The sequence below is a fragment of the Nocardia sp. A7 genome (genome assembly GCF_046549215.1).
GTDB lineage: Bacteria > Actinomycetota > Actinomycetes > Mycobacteriales > Mycobacteriaceae > Nocardia.
On the sequence record NZ_JAJPWE010000002.1, the window covers coordinates 1,300,798 to 1,318,336 of the forward strand.

The window sequence follows — 17,539 nt, forward strand, 5'->3', positions numbered from 1 at the left end:
GCAACAGCAGCGGTGTCGTGCCCACCGACATGGTGAGCGTCACCATTGACGGCACCACCATCGAGGTTCCCGTCGGCACCCTGCTGATCCGTGCCGCCGAACTGATCGGCGTGCAGATCCCCCGCTTCTGCGACCACCCCCTGCTCGACCCGGTCGGCGCGTGCCGCCAGTGCCTCGTGGAGGTCGAAGGACAGCGAAAGCCGGTCGCCTCCTGCACGATCCCGGTCACCGACGGCATGATCGTGCGCACCCAGATCAGCTCGCCGGTCGCCGAAAAGGCCCAGCGCGGGGTGATGGAGCTGCTGCTCATCAACCATCCCCTGGATTGTCCCGTCTGCGACAAGGGCGGGGAGTGTCCGCTGCAGAACCAGGCGATGTCCACCGGCAGCGCCGAATCACGCTTCGAGGGCGAGAAGCGCACCTACCCCAAGCCGATCCCACTGTCCACGGCGGTTCTGCTCGACCGCGAGCGGTGCGTGCTGTGCGCACGCTGCACCCGGTTCTCCCAGCAGGTCGCCGGTGATCCGTTCATCGAACTGATGGATCGCGGTGCGCTGCAACAGGTCGGCATCGCCCAAGCCGAACCCCTCGACTCCTACTTCTCCGGCAACACCGTCCAGATCTGCCCGGTCGGCGCGCTCACCGGCACCTCCTACCGTTTCCGGGCCCGTCCGTTCGACCTGGTCTCCACACCCAGCGTGTGCGAGCACTGCGCCTCGGGCTGTGCGCAACGCACCGACCATCGCCGCGGAAAAGTGTTGCGCCGCTTGGCCGGTGACGACCCGCAGGTCAACGAGGAATGGAACTGCGACAAGGGCCGTTGGGCCTTCGCCTACGCCACCGAACGCGACCGCCTCACCACACCGATGGTGCGCGGCTGGGACGGCGTCCTGGCCCCCGCCTCCTGGCCCGAAGCCCTCACCGCCGCCGCCGCGGGCTTGAGCGCCGCGATCGGCAACGCCGGAGTGCTCGTCGGCGGCCGGGTCACCGAGGAAGAGTCCTACGCGTACAGCAAGTTCGCCCGAATGGTTCTGGCTACCAACGACATCGACTTCCGCAGCCGGGTGCACTCGGAAGAGGAAGAACGCTTCCTCGCCGCCCGTGTCGCCGGGCGCGGCGTGCAGGTCGACTTCGCCGCACTCGACCGGGCCCCCGCCGTGCTGCTGGTCGGGTTCGAACCGGAAGAGGAATCGCCCATCGTCTACCTGCGGCTGCGTAAGGCCGCACGCACGCGCGGACAGCGGGTGGTGTCGCTGGCACCGTTCGCCTCCCGCGGCCTCGAACGCATGTCGGGCGCGCTCATCCAAACCCCGCCCTGCGCCGAAGCCGACATCATCAGTGCCGTGCTGGCCGAAACATCGCAGGATGCAACAGAACTCATGGCGATGCTGGCCACCCCGGGCGCGGTCATCATGGCGGGCGAACGTCTCGCGGGCAGCCCCGGCGCACTCTCGGCAGTGTCCCGCCTGGCCGACACCACCGGTGCCGCGTTGGCCTGGGTGCCCCGCCGCGCGGGCGAACGGGGCGCACTGGAAGCCGGCGCACTCCCCGGTCTGTTGCCCGGTGGCAGACCCGTCGTGGATCCCGCCGCGCGCCAACAGGTTCGACACCGTTGGCAGTCCGCAGAACTCCCGGTCACCGTGGGTCGCGACGCCACCGCGATCCTCGCGAACGCAGCCCAGTTGGGCGCGCTCGTCATCGGCGGTGTCGACCCGGCCGATCTGCCCGATCCGGCCGCCGCCCTGGCCGCCATCGACGCGGCCCGTTTCGTGGTGAGCCTCGAAATGCGGCACAGCGCCGTCACCGAACGCGCCGATGTCGTCTTCCCGGTCGCGACCGCGATGGAGAAGTCCGGCACCTTCCGCACCTGGGAAGGTCGCCCACGCCCTTTTACCGCGGCCTCGCTCGACGCCACTCGCCGCGTCGCCGCCCCGCTGTCGGACCTGCGCGTGCTGCACTCGCTGGCCGCGCAGATGGGCGTCTCGATCAACCTGCCCGACCCCGCCGCAGCCCGCACCGAACTCGACGCGCTCGGTGCGTGGACCGGCGAACCCATCCCGGCGCCGGAGTTGACCAGCCAGACCCGCCCCGCTCCGGGACCGGGAACGGCGGTGCTCGCCGGGTGGCGGATGCTGCTCGACGCCGGTCGCATGCAGGACGGTGAACCCAACCTCGCCGGCATTGCCCGCCCGCCGGTCGCCCGGCTCTCGGCCGCGACCGCCGCCGAGATCGAAGCCGACGATGCCGATCACATCATCGTCTCCACCGACCGCGGCGAGATCTCGCTGCCGCTGATGATCACGGACCTGCCCGACCGGGTGGTGTGGCTGCCGCTGCACTCGCCCGGTTCGACGGTCGCCGCCGAACTCGGTGTGACACCCGGCGCCGTGGTGCGCCTGCGTCGCGCCGACGACAGGATGAAGGAACACCGTCATGAGTGATCGAGTGCTACTCCTCGCGGCCGACGCCGGGCCTGTTTTCGGCACCGACCCGCTGTGGCTGGTGGTGGTCAAGGCGCTGGGTGTGTTCGTCTACCTGATGCTGGTGCCGCTGATCGCGGTCTACGCCGAACGCAAAGTCGTCGCGTGGATGCAGATGCGGGTCGGCCCCAACCGGATCGGGCCCGGCGGCATGCTCCAGTCGGTCGCCGACGGCGTGAAGATGGCGCTCAAGGAAGACATCATCCCGGCCATCGTGGACAAGCCGATCTTCGTGCTCGCCCCGATCATCTCGGTGATCCCGGCGTTCATGGCGTTCGCGGTCATCCCGATGGGTCCGGAGGTGTCGATCTTCGGCACGCGCACCGCCTTGCAGCTCACCGACATGCCCGTCGCCGTGCTCTACATCCTCGCCATCACCTCCATCGGCGTGTACGGGATCGTGCTCGCCGGTTGGTCGTCGGGGTCGACGTATCCGCTGCTCGGCGGTCTGCGCTCGACCGCACAGGTCATCTCCTACGAGATCTCGATGGCACTGACCTTCGCGACGGTGTTCCTGCTGTCGGGAACCATGGCGACCTCCGAGATCGTCGGCGCGCAGGAGGGCACCTGGTACGTCTTCCTGCTCCTGCCCTCGTTCCTCATCTACTGCGTGTCGATGGTCGGCGAAACCAACCGCGCGCCCTTCGACCTGCCCGAAGCCGAAGGCGAACTGGTCGGCGGCTTCCACACCGAATACTCGTCGCTGAAGTTCGCGATGTTCATGCTTGCCGAATACGTCAACATGGCAACGGTTTCCGCGCTCGCGACGACGCTGTTCCTCGGCGGCTGGCGGGCACCGTTCCCGATCAGCCTGTGGGAGGGCGCCAACTCCGGCTGGTGGCCGCTGCTGTGGTTCACCCTCAAGGTGTGGACGTTCCTGTTCGTGTTCGTCTGGCTGCGCGGCACCCTGCCGCGCCTGCGCTACGACCAGTTCATGAACCTCGGCTGGAAACTGCTCATCCCCACCTCGCTGGTGTGGGTGATGATCGTGGCCGGTGCGCGCGTGCTCGAACTCGAAGGCCTGCCCGGCCAGAACCTGATCCTGGTCGGTGTCGGCCTGGTGATCACCGCGGCGATGATCGCGATGTTCCTGCGGGCAGGCCGCTCCGCCGGACTGCCACCGTTGCCGGAGGAACCGTCGACGTCGGCGGTGTTCCTCGGTTTCCCTGTGCCGCCGATGCCACCACGGCCCGCGAACGACAAGCCCGAGCTCGGCCTGTTCGAACCACTCGCCGGCTTTGCGGTCACCGCGGCCACCATGTTCAAAAAGCCCAACACCGAGTCCTACCCCGAGCAGAAGGTGCCGACCGCACCGCGCTATCACGGCCGCCACCAGCTCAACCGCTACGAGGACGGACTCGAGAAGTGCATCGGCTGCGAACTGTGCGCGTGGGCGTGCCCGGCGGATGCCATCTTCGTCGAAGGCGCCGACAACACCGAGGAAGAACGTTTCTCCCCCGGTGAGCGGTACGGCCGCGTCTACCAGATCAACTACCTGCGCTGTATCGGCTGCGGCCTGTGCATCGAAGCGTGCCCCACCCGCGCACTGACGATGACCAACGAATACGAACTCACCGATGACAACCGCGCCGACCTCATCTACGAGAAGGACCAGCTGCTCGCGCCCATGCAGCCGGGCATGACCCCCGCGCCGCACCCGATGGCACCGGGCACCGACGCGGCCGACTACTACCTGGGCCGGGTCGGTCCCGCACCGTCGGAGCAGGAGGTATTGCGATGAGCACCGCACACGTTCTCGCCGCCGAAGTCGCCGCCACCTCCACCGGTGAAGGCGTGTTGTTCTGGGTGCTCGCCCCGATCACGGTGCTCGGCGCACTGGGCATGGTGACCGCGGCCAAGGCGGTGCATTCGGCACTGTGTCTGGCGTCGACGATGATCGCGCTCGCCGTGTTCTACATCGCCCAGGGCGCACTGTTCCTCGGCGTCGTGCAGATCGTGGTGTACACGGGCGCGGTGATGATGCTGTTCCTGTTCGTGCTGATGCTCGTCGGCGTCGACTCCGCGGAATCGCTGCGGGAAACGTTGCGCGGGCAGCGCATTGCCGCCGCGGTCGTCGGAGTCGGATTCGGGTTGCTGTTCATCGGCGGCATCGGCGCGGCCCTGCGCGACAGCGGAACCAGCTTCCCCGGTCGCGGTTTCGGTGATCGTGACGTGATCGCCGAACTCGCCGAACTGATCTTCCTGCGCTACGTGTGGGCCTTCGAACTCACCGGCGCATTGCTGATCACGGCAACGATCGGTGCGATGGTGCTGGCCCACCGCGACCAGTTCACCCCCAAACGCGGACAGCGCGAAATGTCGCGCGCCCGCTTCCGCACCGCAGGCGAACGGGCCACGCCGCTGCCGACACCGGGTGTCTACGCACGCCACAACGCTGTGGACAGCCCCGCCCAACTCCCCGACGGCTCCTTCGCCGAACTCTCGGTGAGCACGATCCTGCGTCACCGCCGCAACCGCGCCCACACCGAAGCCGCCGCGCTCTCGGTTGGCACGGTCCGCGACGACACCCCGACGGCCGACGAGGAAGGCAAGCGGTGAACCCCCAGAACTACCTGTTCCTGTCCGCGCTGTTGTTCACCATCGGCGCCGCGGGAGTGTTGTTGCGCCGCAACGCGATCGTGGTGTTCATGTGCGTGGAGCTGATGCTCAACGCGGTGAATCTGGCGTTCGTCACCTTCGCCCGGCTGCACGACAACCTCGACGGTCAGGTGATCGCGTTCTTCACCATGGTGGTCGCCGCCGCCGAGGTCGTCGTCGGCCTGGCCATCATCATGACGATCTTCCGTGCCCGCCGGTCGACCTCGGTCGACGACGCCAACCTGTTGAAGTTCTGACATGGGTACCGCAATGCTGTGGCTGCTGCCCGCCCTCCCGCTCGCAGGCGCTATCGTCCTGCTCCTGTTCGGTCACCGCACCGACCGCTGGGGCCCCTACCTGGGCACCGCCGCCGCGGTGGCCTCGTTCGTCGTGGCCCTCGTCGCGTTCTTCGGCATGCTCGGCCGCCCTGACGCCGACCGCGCCGTGCACAAGGAACTGTTCAACTGGGTGCCCGTCGGCGACCTACAGGTCGGTTTCAGCCTGCAACTGGACCAGCTCTCGATCTGCTTCGCGCTGCTCATCACCGGCGTCGGATCACTGATCCACCTCTACTCGCTCGGCTACATGAGCCACGATCCGGGCAAACGCCGGTTCTTCGGCTATCTCAACCTGTTCCTGGCCGCCATGCTCGTGCTGGTCCTGGCCGACAACTTCCTCGTGCTGTACCTGGGCTGGGAAGGCGTGGGCCTGGCCTCCTACCTGCTGATCGGGTTCTGGTACGAAAAGCCCTCGGCCGCAACGGCAGCCAAGAAGGCGTTCGTGGTCAACCGGGTCGGCGACATGGGCCTGGCCATCGCGATGATGGTCATGTTCGCGGCGTTCGGTTCCTTCGACTTCCGCACCGTGTTCGCGGCCACTCCCGGTGCGAGCGAAGGCACACTCACCGCGATCGGGCTGCTGCTGTTGCTGGCCGCCTGCGGAAAATCCGCGCAGGTGCCGCTGCAGTCGTGGCTCGGCGACGCGATGGAAGGCCCCACCCCGGTTTCGGCGCTCATCCACGCCGCCACCATGGTCACCGCCGGTGTGTACCTGATCGCCCGCGCCAACCCGATCTATGACCTCGCGCCGGACGCGCGCACCGCGGTGCTCGCTGTCGGCGCGGTGACGCTGCTGTTCGGCGCCGTCATCGGCTGCGCCAAGGACGACATCAAGAAGGCACTGGCCGCGTCGACGATGAGCCAGATCGGGTACATGATCCTGGCCGTCGGCCTCGGCCCAGCCGGATACGCGTTCGCGATCATGCACCTGCTCACCCACGGTTTCTTCAAGGCCGGGCTGTTCCTCGGTGCCGGTTCGGTGATGCACGCGATGGACGACGAGACCGACATGCGCCGTTACGGTGGGCTGCGCACGCTGATGCCGATCACGTTCATCACCTTCGGCCTCGGCTATCTCGCCATCATCGGCGTGCCACCGTTCTCGGGGTTCTTCTCCAAGGACAAGATCATCGAGGCGGCTTTCGATCACGGCGGATCCACCGGCATCCTGCTCGGTGTGGTCACGCTGCTCGGTGCCGCACTCACCGCCTTCTACATGACCAGGGTCATGCTGATGACGTTCTTCGGCGAGCGCCGCTGGAAGCCCGACATCCATCCGCACGAGTCACCCGCGGTGATGACCGGGCCGATGATCCTGCTCGCGTTCGGATCGGTCTTCGCGGGCGGGGTGTTCGTGTGGGGTTCGTCGCTGGTGAACTGGCTCGAACCCGTCGTCGGTTCCCATCACGCGGAGCCTGTGATCCCCGCAGCGGTGGTCACCGGACTGGCACTGACAGCGGTCGCGATCGGTGTGGCCGTCGCCTACCGCAAGTACGCCGAAACCGCGATCCCCGAGGTCGCGCCGGAGCGAGTCAGCGTGCTGACCGGCGCCGCGCGTGACGATCTCTACGGCGACAAGATCAACGAAGCCGTGTTCGAACGCCCCGGCCGCCATCTCACGAGGGCGCTGGTCTTCCTCGACGCGAAGGGCGTCGATGGGATCGTCAACGGAACGGCCGCCTCGATCGGCGGCCTGTCGGCGCGAATCCGCAAGGTGCAGAACGGTTTCGTGCGCTCCTACGCCCTGTCCATGTTCACCGGCGCGGCCCTGGTGGCCGCTGCCCTGCTGGCGGTGAGGTTCTGGTGAACTCGTTTCCCTGGCTGACGACACTGTGGCTCGCCCCCGCGATCGGGGCGGGTGTGGTGCTCGTCCTGCCCGCCGCCCGCCGCACTGTGGCGCGTGGCGTGGCGTTCGCGGTGTCGATCGGTGTGCTCGTCCTCGCGGTTTATCTGGCAGTGCGGTTCCAACCCGGCGCAGCGCAGTACCAGTTCGTCGAATCCCACGAGTGGATCCCGGCATTCGGTGTCGGCTACACCCTGGGCTTGGACGGCATCGCCACCGCTCTGGTCCTGCTGACCGCGGTGCTGGTGCCGCTGCTGATCCTGGCGGGCTGGAACGACGACACCGCCACCGGCGACGGCCGCAAGACCATCCACATCTACATGGCGTTGATGCTGCTGGTCGAGTCGATGGTGCTGATCTCGTTCCTCGCCCTCGACATCCTGCTGTTCTATGTGTTCTTCGAAGCGATGCTGATCCCGATGTACTTCCTCATCGGCGGTTTCGGCTCCCGCACCACCGACGCCGCGATCCGCGCCCAACGCTCACGCGCGGCGGTGAAGTTCTTGCTCTACAACCTGTTCGGTGGGCTGATCATGCTCGCCGCGGTGATCGGGCTGTATGTACTGACCGCCCAGGCGGGCCTCGGCGAAGGATCGGCGGGCACCTTCGATCTGCGGGTCGTGGTCGCCGCGGCCAACAACGGTGAACTCGGGGGCAGCACAGCGGTTCTCAATGCCCTGTTCCTCGGCTTCATGTTCGCTTTCGCCGTGAAGGCACCACTGTGGCCACTGCACACCTGGCTGCCCGACGCGGCGGTCTCGGCCACCCCGTCCAGCGCGGTGCTCATGATGGCCGTCGTCGACAAGGTCGGCACCTTCGGGATGCTGCGTTACTGTCTGCTGCTGTTCCCCCTGGCCTCGGACACCTTCGCGCCCTTGGTCATCACGCTGGCCGTGATCGGCGTCCTCTACGGCGCACTGCTCGCCATCGGCCAAACCGATGTGATGCGCCTGATCGCCTACACCTCGATCTCGCACTTCGGGTTCATCATCCTCGGCATCTTCGCCATGACCAGCCAGTCCCAATCCGGGGCCACGCTCTACATGGTCAACCACGGACTGTCCACGGCCGCACTGTTTCTCATCGCCGGGTTCCTCGTCTCCCGGCGCGGAACCCGGATGATCGCCGAGTACGGCGGCGTGCAGAAGGTCGCGCCGGTGCTGGCGGGCACGTTCTTCATCGCGGGCCTTGCCACCTTGTCGCTGCCCGGGCTGGCACCGTTCGTCAGCGAATTCCTGGTCCTGGTCGGCACATTCCCGAAGTACCAGGTGGCGGCGGTGATCGCGACCGGTGCGCTGGTGCTGGCCGCGATCTATGTGCTGTGGCTGTATCAGCGGTTGATGACCGGCCCGTTGCAAGCGGGCAACGAGCACCTGCGCGACCTGGTGCCACGCGAGCTCGCGGTGGTGGTGCCGCTGCTGGTCGCGCTGCTGGTGCTCGGGTTCTATCCGAAACCGATCCTGGATCTGGTGGATCCCGCCGTAGGACACACTCTCTCGACGATCGGTAAGCACGATCCCGCCCCGACGGTCCCGGCCCCCGAAGCAGGTGCGGCCACCCCGCCCGCAGGCGGCCACAAATGAGGACGGACTCCGTGACCATCACCGAGCTCGCGGCCATCGCGCCCGCACCGAGCATCGAATACCACCTGCTCGCCCCGATGCTGATCGTGTTCGCGGTCGGTGTGGTGGGTGTGCTCGTCGAAGCGTTCGTGCCACGGCCCTACCGCTACCTGACGCAGTTGGTGCTCGGGTTGGCCGGTGTGGTCGGCGCACTGGTCGCGGTAGTACTGCTCGCGGGGTCCGAAGGCACGGCGGTGGTCGGCGCGGTCGCCATCGACGGGGTCACGCTGTTCCTGCAGGGCACGATCCTGCTGGTCGCACTGCTGGGGCTGCTGCTGATCGCCGAGCGCGGTGCGGTGCCGCGGGCACGCAGCGGACCGGGCACGTGGAGTCGGGCGGCTGCCGCGCTGGATCGCGGGGTCGACGCGTTCACCCCGCAGGCCTCCGCCGTGCCGGGCAGCGCGCACGAGCTCGCCGCCGTGCGCTCTGGAGTGGCGACCACCGAGGTGTTCCCGCTGACGATGATCGCGGTCGGCGGTCTGTTGCTGTTCCCCGCGTCCAACGATCTGCTGACGATGTTCGTCGCGCTCGAAGTGCTGTCGCTGCCGCTGTATCTGCTGTGTGGACTGGCCCGGCGCAGGCGGTTGCTCTCGCAGGAAGCGGCGCTGAAGTACTTCCTGCTCGGCGCATTCTCCTCGGCGTTCTTCCTCTACGGTGTCGCCCTGCTCTACGGGCAGACCGGCACGGTGTCACTGCCGGGAATCGGCGCGGCACTGGACAAACAGCCCGAGAACGCGACCCTGGGGCTGCTCGGCATCGGGATGCTCGCCGTCGGTCTGCTGTTCAAGATCGGTGCGGTCCCGTTCCAGGCCTGGGTGCCCGATGTCTACCAGGGCGCGCCGACACCGATCACCGCTTTCATGGCGGCCGCCACCAAGATCGCCGCGGTGGGCGCGACCATGCGCGTGCTGATGGTGGGAACCGGTGCGCTGAGCGATGATTGGCGACCGGTCCTGGCCGCGGTCGCCGTGGCGACCATGCTCGTCGGCGCGATCATGGCGATCACCCAGACCGACGTGAAACGCATGCTCGCCTACTCCTCGATCGCCCACGCCGGTTTCCTGCTCGTCGGTGTCGCCGCCGCCGACAACGCCGGCATCGCGGCCGTGCTGTTCTACCTGCTTGCCTACGGCCTCGGCACAGTCGGTGCGTTCGCGGTGGTCAGTCTGGTGCGTGACGCCTCCGGCGACGAAGCGACCGCACTGTCCCAATGGGCAGGTCTTGGCCGCCGATCCCCGTGGCTCGCTTCGGCATTCGCCCTGTTGCTGCTGTCCTTCGCCGGTCTGCCACTCACCAGCGGATTCGTCAGCAAGTTCGCCGTCTTCGCCGCCGCTTCCGGTGCGGGCTACGCCGCGTTGGTCATCATCGGCGTCCTCTGCAGCGCCATCGCCGCCTTCTTCTACGTCCGGGTCATCGTCCTGATGTTCTTCACCGACCCCCCGGCCGACGCGCCCACCGTGACCGCGCCCTTCGCGACCACCCTGGTCGTGGCCTTCAGCGCGGGCGCCACCCTCTTGCTCGGCCTGTTCCCCCAACCGATTCTCGACCTCGCCGACCGTGCCGCGGTGTTCATCCGCTGATGCCGTCGACTCCCCAGCCCGACCCACGCCCACCGACCAGCCACGAACGCCGAACCGGTCGGCCGTGGAACGCGTCCTACCTCGACGGCCCCGCGCCCTGGGACATCGGCGCACCGCAGCCCGCCGTCGTCCGGCTGGCCGAAGCGGGCGGGTTCTGTGGACCGGTCCTCGACGTCGGCTGCGGCACCGGCGACAACGCCCTGTTCATCGCCGCCCGCGGGCTACCGGTGCTCGGCGTCGACGTGGCCGAGTCAGCGCTGGCCACAGCCCGACGAACAGCCGACGATCACGGGATCGACGCGGGCTTCGCGATAGCCGACGCGCTGCACCTGCAGCGTCTGTATCGCCGCTTCGAAACAGTGCTGGACTGCGGCCTGTTCCATACCTTCGACGCGTCCGAACGCATCGAGTACGTGGCGAGTCTGGCGTCGGTCACCGACCCCGGTGGCAGCCTGTACGTGCTGTGTTTCAGCGACACCGGTCCCGACACCGGACCGCACCCGGTCACCAGGCAAGCCCTCAGCGCACCCTTCGCCGACAACCCCGCCTGGCACCTCTGCGCCATCACCCCGGAACACCTGCGAACACGATTCGCCGACACGTCCTCTGCCTGGCTCGCGACGGTCGAACGTCGATAGCATTGCGACCATGGCCATACTCCTCCCACCTCCGCGGCTGCTGGTGGACGAACTGATCATGGTCGAATCCGGACGCTGGCACGACGGCCGACTGTGGTTCGCCCACTGGGGCAGCGGAGACGTGCTCGCCGTCGACCTCGACGGACAGACCGAAGTGGTCGCGCCTGGTCGCGACACGATGGGGTGGTCGATCGACTGGCTGCCAGATGGTCGGCTGCTGGTCTCGGGCGAAGAGTTGACCAGGGTCGAACCGGACGGGTCGACCGTGCGGCACAGCGCACAAGGCGGCAACGAACTCGTCGTCGATCCGGCCGCTCATGTCTATGTCAACGGCGCCGATTTCGACTTCTTGGGTGGTGGCGCTCCCGTACCAGGCTGGATCCGTCTGATCGACGCCGACGGATCCCCCCGCGACGTCGCTGGGGACATCGAGTTCCCCAATGGCATGGTGGTCACCCCCGACGGCTCGACACTGGTGATCGCGGAATCCTTCGCCGGTCGGCTGTCCGCGTTCGACATCCAGGACGACGGTTCGTTGTCGGGTCGACGTACCTGGGCCGAAGGGCTGGGGCCGGACGGAATCTGCATCGACGCCGACGGCGGCATCTGGTGTCAAACCGCTGATATGCCCGACCCCCACGATGAGAGCGCCCCCGCGGGGGTCGTGGTTCGGGTGCTCGACGGTGGCGAGATCACCCATCGTGTCGAGACCGAGCTCCCGTGTTTCTCCTGCGCGCTCGGCGGGCCGGAGGGTCGACACCTGTTCCTCTTGTGCAACGAGTTCGAGGGGATCGACCAGCTCGAAGCCGTGTTGTCTCGCCGCAGCGCGCGGATCTACGTCACCGAGGTACCGGGTTGACACTGCCGAGCGTCCATTCTGATCCGATACCGCCGTGCCGGACCGAGTTCGGTGTCCTCGATCCTTTCGAGCACACCGCCACAACGTTCGATCGTCTTCGCTGAGCCGAGATTCTCCGCGGCACAGACAACGAGCACGCGATCCATTCCGGCCGTCCGCGCTTCAGCGAGGATCTGCCCCAAGGCCCAAGTCGCCACCCCGAGTCGGCGTGCCGAGGGCCGGATCCCATAGCCGATGTGTCCGACCCGCTGCTCCAATTCACCCGCCCCGTGCCGCAACGCGATTCCACCGAGCACCCGATCACCATCGACGATCCACCGATACGTACACCGGCCGACCGCATCCTCCGCTGACGCATCGACAAGCCGCGCAACCCAAGCCTCGAAGCCCGCCGCGGAGCCGACGTCGTCACCGGGCAGCAGGCCGAAGCCGTCCTCGTGGACACCTGGACCCCATTCGACCTGCGCTTCGTGCCATGCTGCGAACAGATCGGCAGAGGGAGTGATCAACTCGGGCACACGCGGACCGTACCTCGAACCGCAGTGGTCAGTGTCGCTTTCCCGCGCCGATACTGCCCACGATCAGGTCGGTCAGGGCCGCGATGGTTTCCTCTGCGGACGTCGCGCCCAGGTTCAGTTCCGTGGCCAGCGTTTCGGCCGCACCCAATACGCCGACACAGCGCAGGCGAAGCGCCGCGGCGGTGAGTGACGAGAACGGCAGGAGGGTGTCTGCCATCCAGTCTCGGTAGCTGTCGAGCATGTCGTGCTGGATGGCCTGGACGTCCGGATTCCCTTTCAGCGCAGCGGAAATCGCGTCGAACTCGGGCATTTCGGTGGCGCAGGCGAAGTAGGCGGCGCTCATGACGCGGGCGATCCCCTCGACGGTGGGGGTGGCGTCGCGGACGGCTTGTTCGGAGGCGAGGCGGTGGCGTTCGTCGAGTTGCCGGTACAGCGCGAGCAGTAGTTCGGGGCGGGTGCCGAAGTGGTCGTACACGATCGGCCTGCTCACCCCGGCGGCCTCGGCGAGGGTGGCGAGCGTCAGGCCGTCGGTGCCGTGTTCGCGCACCACCGTCAAGGCGGTGTCGAGCAGTTGCTCGCGTCTGGCGGGCTTGGCCAGTCTGCCCGATCGTGCGGTCATCGTCCTCCCTTGCGTCATCGCCCCAGTTTAGCTACAAAGAGTAAGTTACAAACTGTAGTTTAATCGAGGAGCGGAGTTCATCATGGAGCAATCGGTACTGATCCTGGGCGGGTCGGGGCAGGCTGGATCGGACACCGCCGCCCTACTGCGCCGCTGGTATCCGACCTTGCCGTTGACCATCGCGGGCCGTGACCTCGACCGCGCGCAGCGGGTCGCCGACGAACTCGGCACCGCCACAGCGGTCACGATCGATCTGTCGCGCCGCGATCTCGGCCTGACCGAAACCGCCCACTCCGCGGTGATCGCGACGCTGTGGGACGACCGCCTCAATGGCCTGCACTACGCCCAGGATCGCGAACTGCCCTACCTCAGCATTTCCAGCGGCCTGCTCGACATCGGCCCGGAAATCGTTGCGGGCGCGCAGAAGTCGAGCGCGGCACCAGTTCTGGTCGCCAGCCACTTGATGGCGGGCATCGTCGTTCTCGCCACACTCGACTCCGCGCGCGCGTTCGCAGGAGTCGACACAGTCCGAGTCGGTGTCGCACTCGATGAGACGGACACCGGCGGGCCAGCGGGGATCGCCGATCTGGAGCGGTGGTCGTCGGTCACGTCGGCCGGTCTGGTGCGTCGCGACGGCGTCTTCACCTGGCTCGCCGAGGCCGACGCACGAGCCGACGTGCGCACCGTCGACGGCACCACCGTGGCCGGTCAGAGCATTCCGGTTCTCGATGTGCCGAGCCTGGCCCTCGCGACCGGAGCACCGAATGTTCGGGTGGACTTCGCGGTGGGCGAAACACCGAGCCGACGTCGTGGCGAACCTGCCTCGACCGAAATCCGGATCGAGCTCGACGGCACCGACCACGCAGGTGATCCACTCCATCGAACGCACCACCTCGTCCATCCAGCCGGGCAACGACCCCTGACCGCGCTCGGCATCGCCCTCGGCGCAGAACGACTTCTCGGCCTGCACGGCGTCCGGCCGGCACCTGGCATCCACATGCCGGAGTCGCTGATCGACCCGGCCTATGCGATGGAGCGGATGCGCGAAATCGGCGCGAAGCTCAGTTAGCGGGCCTCCAAGGGCCGCCGCCTCGAGGTATGCCAGAGCAAGAACTGTCGGTCTCGGCGGATACGGTGGCCTGCATGAAGGGCACGGGGAGAACACTGGTGCACGACGTGGCGGGGATGTCTGTGCCGCAGCGGATGCGGGCGTTGACGTTCGCGGCTCGGCGGTCGACCGGGACTGGCGAGCTGGTGACGTTGCTCGGCGAGATCGCCGGGGAGGGGCGATCAGGGCGGCGGACGGCGAACTATCTGGCTGTCGTCGGTGAAGAACGCGGTTACCTGCTGTCGCAGCTCGATTCGACGGACCAGGAGACCGCCGGTCAGGCTCTGACGGGGCTGATCCGCCTCGGCGTCGATCCTGCGGTGGTTGTCGACAGACTGCCGGGCGCTTCGCAGCGAACCAGGAAGAACATCAGCCGGGCGCTGGGGTGCGGTGGTCGAACCGAGATCGCCGATGCTCTGCTCCCTGTGTTGCGGAGCTCGTTCGGCGACGCCGAGGCGGCGCGCGTTCTGTCGTCGTGTTCGGCAGCGGTGGTGGCCGAGTGGCTGCCGCCGCTGGCGTACGCGGTGCGGAACTGGACCACGTTGTCCAACACCCACATCGGTGTCGTCCTCGATTTCGTCGAGGCACAGTCAGTGGGCGCGAACCGCGCGGAGTGGCGCGAACTCTGGTCACGCCTGAGCGCCGCGGCAGAGTATGCCCCGGATCGGCTGTTAGCGCTGGCTGCGGCGGCCGTCGAATATGTGCCGGTGACGGCGTTGAATCCCGTGGCCGGGAAACTGGCGCGCCACAATCCGCAGGCAATCCGGCGACTGATTCTGCATTCCAGCGGCAACGGCCGCGCACTCGCGGGCCCGGCACTGTGGCGGGCAATGCGATCTCTGCCCGATGACGAACTGCGGGAGCTCTACCTCGCAACCCGCGCCAAACGTCAGTTTCTGCGGACTGTTCCACCATCGCGGCGCACCGCGATCGCCGGGGCCGATCTCGCACGCCCGGGGTTGTCCCCTGCCGCGGTCGACCTCGATCTGCTCGACGCGATTCCCGGTGCCGCCCGTGCCGAGATCGCCCGTGATCTCCTCTCCCGCCCCGGTGGCGCCGACATTCCCGTAGTGGCCGACCGGCTCACCGCGCGGCTGACGTGGACAGAAGCGAAACCGGCACTGACCGAGGCGATCCGGCGCCCCACTGCCGACGAGCGCGCCATCGCCTACTCCCACCTGGTCACTGCCGCCGCAGGGAGCCGCGATCCATCGGTCATCACCGACCTGCTGACCCAGCTGGCGCGCCTGCGTAACGAACAAGACCCCGTCCGCACGAGTGCACTCGGTGCGATCGCCGGCATCCCGATGTCGCTGTTGATTCCCGACCACCTACCCGGGCTGGAACAACTCGCCACCGACGCTCTGCAAGCGCGCGATCGGTCATACAACACCTCGAACGCGGTCGGTACTCTCGCCCGCACCCTGCTGCTCCACGGCAGCGCCACCGCCGAGGCCGCGTTCACCGCGGTCGCGCTCCGGATCATCGGCAGGCTCGCCGAACTGTCGATCGACCCGAATCTGTCCGGCCTGCACCGTAATCTGCCCCGCGGAGCAGAACAGCAGATTCTCGCGACGCTGCTTCCCAGGCTCGCGGCCGATGCCGACCGTGACCGCTGGGATCTGTGTCTGAGCTTGGCCGACGGCCTCGGCCGCCGCGCTTTCGATCTGCCCGAACTGCAACGGCTGATCGTGCGTGCCTGCTTCGCGTCCTCGGATTCTACTGTCCGCCAGGCGGTTCGACTCGCCTTGGACGCACCGGCAACCCGCGACGCCCACCTCGACGAACTGCTCGCCCGCGACCGATCCCTGATCACGGTGCCGCAGGTGCAGAGCCTGATCGGGGTCCGTCGCACCGACCTGCTCGATGCCCTGCTGAACACCAGGACACCGGGCCGGTTCCTGTCGGCGAAGGTGGTGTTCGTGCCGATGTGGGTCACCGGATTTCATCGGTGGTCACCGCATCACGTCGACCGATACGCGCGGCTGCTGTACGACTACGCCCGCGGCCGCGCGGCCACTCCGTACGAGCGAGCCTCGGCTATCCGCCAACTCGGTCGTCTGCCGGGCAGTTTCGCGCGGCTGATGTGGTTTGTCGACAACGGCGAACTCGTCGATGTCGAGGCCGCGCTCACAGCGCTGGGCGCCAGCGATGAGCCCGAAGCGGCCATCGGCGTGCTCGCGCGGCATGTGGGTAACGATCGTGCTCGGGTCGCGGTCAGCGGAATCGCGACCTGTGCCAGGTGGGTCGCGCCGGATCGGTTGTCGAGAACCCTTGCGCCACTGCTCGAGTCGCCCAAGGTCACCGCCAGGAAAGAAGGGATCCGGCTCCTTGCCGAGTTGCGGGCTCCTGATGCTGTGCCGATCATCGCAGGACTCGCCACCCGCCCCGATGCGCATCGCGACGTGCGACGTGCGGCCGTGTTCGCCACCCGATTCCTGCTCGACCACGACCAGACGTGGGCGCTGCTCCACGAAGCGGCGGCCGATCACGCGGTGGCCGGCGCGATCCTCGACATCCGGCCGATGATGGTGCCCGTCCCGCAGCGGCAACGGTTCGCGGCGTCGGTGCGCGACTTGGCCGCCGATCGCGATCCTCGCCTGGCCGCCCCCGCGCTCAACGCACTGAGCTCGTGGCAGCGATGGTGGGCACCGGGCACCGACGAGGTGATCGTCGGCAGGCTCACCGACCTCGAATCGCTCGGCACGTGGATCGCCGCGTTGCGCGCGCTGTTGGCGGGTGTCCGGGCGGACGGTGACCCTGCGGCTGTGGTCGAGGCCGTCCACAGATTGCGCAGCGCCGAGTTCTCCGCCGCCGGCCGGGATATACCCGCACACCAACGTCTTTCGATGCTGCTGCACTTGTTCATGACCGTTGTGCGCGATCACCCTACGAGCCCGCGTGGCTTTTCCGCTCCGGTCGTCGCCGCATTGGCCGATGACGCGATCTGGCACGACCAGGTGATCGAACTCAGCATGGTGGCCCTCCGCTGGACCGATCCCGCTGGTGTCATCGCGACCCTCGACGAGGTAGCCCGCTACGCCACCGGAGCTCTCATCACCCGGCCTGCTCATCACCTGGGCCAACGCCTCAACGCCGAACTGGGTACCACCCCACCGACGACGTTTCATCTGATCGGCGCCGAACTCGCCCGCAGCCCAACACCTTCCACCGCACTGGCCGCACTCACCATCATCGATCGATGCGCAGCCGAATTCGGCTGGTCACCCGAGTGGGTCCAGTTGCTCACGGCCTTGCGCACGCACGCCGACCCCGATGTCCGCCGTGCCGCCCACACCGTTTTCACGGCGCCGGAGTAGCCCGTCGCAGAGCTGC

13 protein-coding genes are annotated in these 17,539 nt (G+C 67.6%); 11 read left to right on the top strand and 2 right to left on the bottom strand.

The features are described from left to right. Positions 1–29: 29 nt before the first annotated feature. Genes ACLJPD_RS17430 through ACLJPD_RS17470 form a run of 9 tightly spaced genes read left to right on the top strand, consistent with a single transcriptional unit; the run spans position 30 to position 11,958 of the window. A complete protein-coding gene (locus tag ACLJPD_RS17430) occupies positions 30–2,441 on the top strand; it encodes an NADH-quinone oxidoreductase subunit G (RefSeq protein WP_410873436.1) in 2,412 nt (803 codons plus the stop codon). Then, positions 2,434–4,221, top strand: coding sequence for an NADH-quinone oxidoreductase subunit NuoH (gene nuoH, locus ACLJPD_RS17435; RefSeq protein ID WP_410873243.1), 1,788 nt, complete (start codon positions 2,434–2,436; stop codon positions 4,219–4,221). The genes ACLJPD_RS17430 and nuoH overlap by 8 nt, the downstream gene beginning before the upstream one ends. Then, positions 4,218–5,039: an NADH-quinone oxidoreductase subunit J gene (locus tag ACLJPD_RS17440; protein WP_410873244.1), complete on the top strand. Its 822-nt coding sequence runs from the start codon at positions 4,218–4,220 to the stop codon at positions 5,037–5,039. The genes nuoH and ACLJPD_RS17440 overlap by 4 nt, the downstream gene beginning before the upstream one ends. Further along, entirely contained in the window at positions 5,036–5,335 is a 300-nt protein-coding gene (gene nuoK, locus ACLJPD_RS17445) for an NADH-quinone oxidoreductase subunit NuoK (RefSeq protein ID WP_056819797.1), read from the top strand. Before ACLJPD_RS17440 ends, nuoK begins: the two co-directional genes overlap by 4 nt. Position 5,336: 1 nt before the next feature. Beyond that, entirely contained in the window at positions 5,337–7,223 is a 1,887-nt protein-coding gene (gene nuoL, locus ACLJPD_RS17450; RefSeq protein ID WP_410873245.1) for an NADH-quinone oxidoreductase subunit L, read from the top strand. Beyond that, positions 7,220–8,842 carry an NADH-quinone oxidoreductase subunit M gene (locus tag ACLJPD_RS17455; RefSeq protein WP_410873246.1) on the top strand — a complete coding sequence of 541 codons (1,623 nt, stop codon included), beginning with the start codon at positions 7,220–7,222 and terminating at the stop codon, positions 8,840–8,842. The genes nuoL and ACLJPD_RS17455 overlap by 4 nt, the downstream gene beginning before the upstream one ends. After that, positions 8,839–10,461 carry an NADH-quinone oxidoreductase subunit NuoN gene (nuoN, locus tag ACLJPD_RS17460; RefSeq protein ID WP_410873247.1) on the top strand — a complete coding sequence of 541 codons (1,623 nt, stop codon included), beginning with the start codon at positions 8,839–8,841 and terminating at the stop codon, positions 10,459–10,461. Before ACLJPD_RS17455 ends, nuoN begins: the two co-directional genes overlap by 4 nt. Beyond that, positions 10,461–11,099, top strand: a complete 639-nt coding sequence (locus tag ACLJPD_RS17465) for a class I SAM-dependent methyltransferase (protein ID WP_410873248.1) — start codon at positions 10,461–10,463, stop codon at positions 11,097–11,099. Before nuoN ends, ACLJPD_RS17465 begins: the two co-directional genes overlap by 1 nt. Positions 11,100–11,109: 10 nt before the next feature. Further along, the gene (locus tag ACLJPD_RS17470) at positions 11,110–11,958 is read left to right on the top strand and encodes an SMP-30/gluconolactonase/LRE family protein (protein ID WP_410873249.1); all 849 of its coding nucleotides are present in this window, start codon (positions 11,110–11,112) and stop codon (positions 11,956–11,958) included. Here the strand turns inward: ACLJPD_RS17470 and ACLJPD_RS17475 are convergent. Then, on the bottom strand, positions 11,934–12,476 hold the full coding sequence (locus ACLJPD_RS17475; RefSeq protein ID WP_410873250.1) for a GNAT family N-acetyltransferase: 543 nt from the start codon (positions 12,474–12,476) through the stop codon (positions 11,934–11,936). The genes ACLJPD_RS17470 and ACLJPD_RS17475 overlap by 25 nt on opposite strands. A gap of 28 nt (positions 12,477–12,504) precedes the next feature. Beyond that, the gene (locus tag ACLJPD_RS17480; protein ID WP_410873251.1) at positions 12,505–13,113 is read right to left on the bottom strand and encodes a TetR/AcrR family transcriptional regulator; all 609 of its coding nucleotides are present in this window, start codon (positions 13,111–13,113) and stop codon (positions 12,505–12,507) included. A gap of 64 nt (positions 13,114–13,177) precedes the next feature. On the opposite strand from ACLJPD_RS17480, the gene ACLJPD_RS17485 reads away from it, so the two are divergent. Together ACLJPD_RS17485 and ACLJPD_RS17490 are read left to right on the top strand one after the other, a co-directional pair. Continuing rightward, positions 13,178–14,164: a saccharopine dehydrogenase gene (locus ACLJPD_RS17485; RefSeq protein WP_410873252.1), complete on the top strand. Its 987-nt coding sequence runs from the start codon at positions 13,178–13,180 to the stop codon at positions 14,162–14,164. A gap of 74 nt (positions 14,165–14,238) precedes the next feature. After that, a complete protein-coding gene (locus ACLJPD_RS17490) occupies positions 14,239–17,523 on the top strand; it encodes a hypothetical protein (protein ID WP_410873253.1) in 3,285 nt (1,094 codons plus the stop codon). Positions 17,524–17,539: the final 16 nt, after the last annotated feature.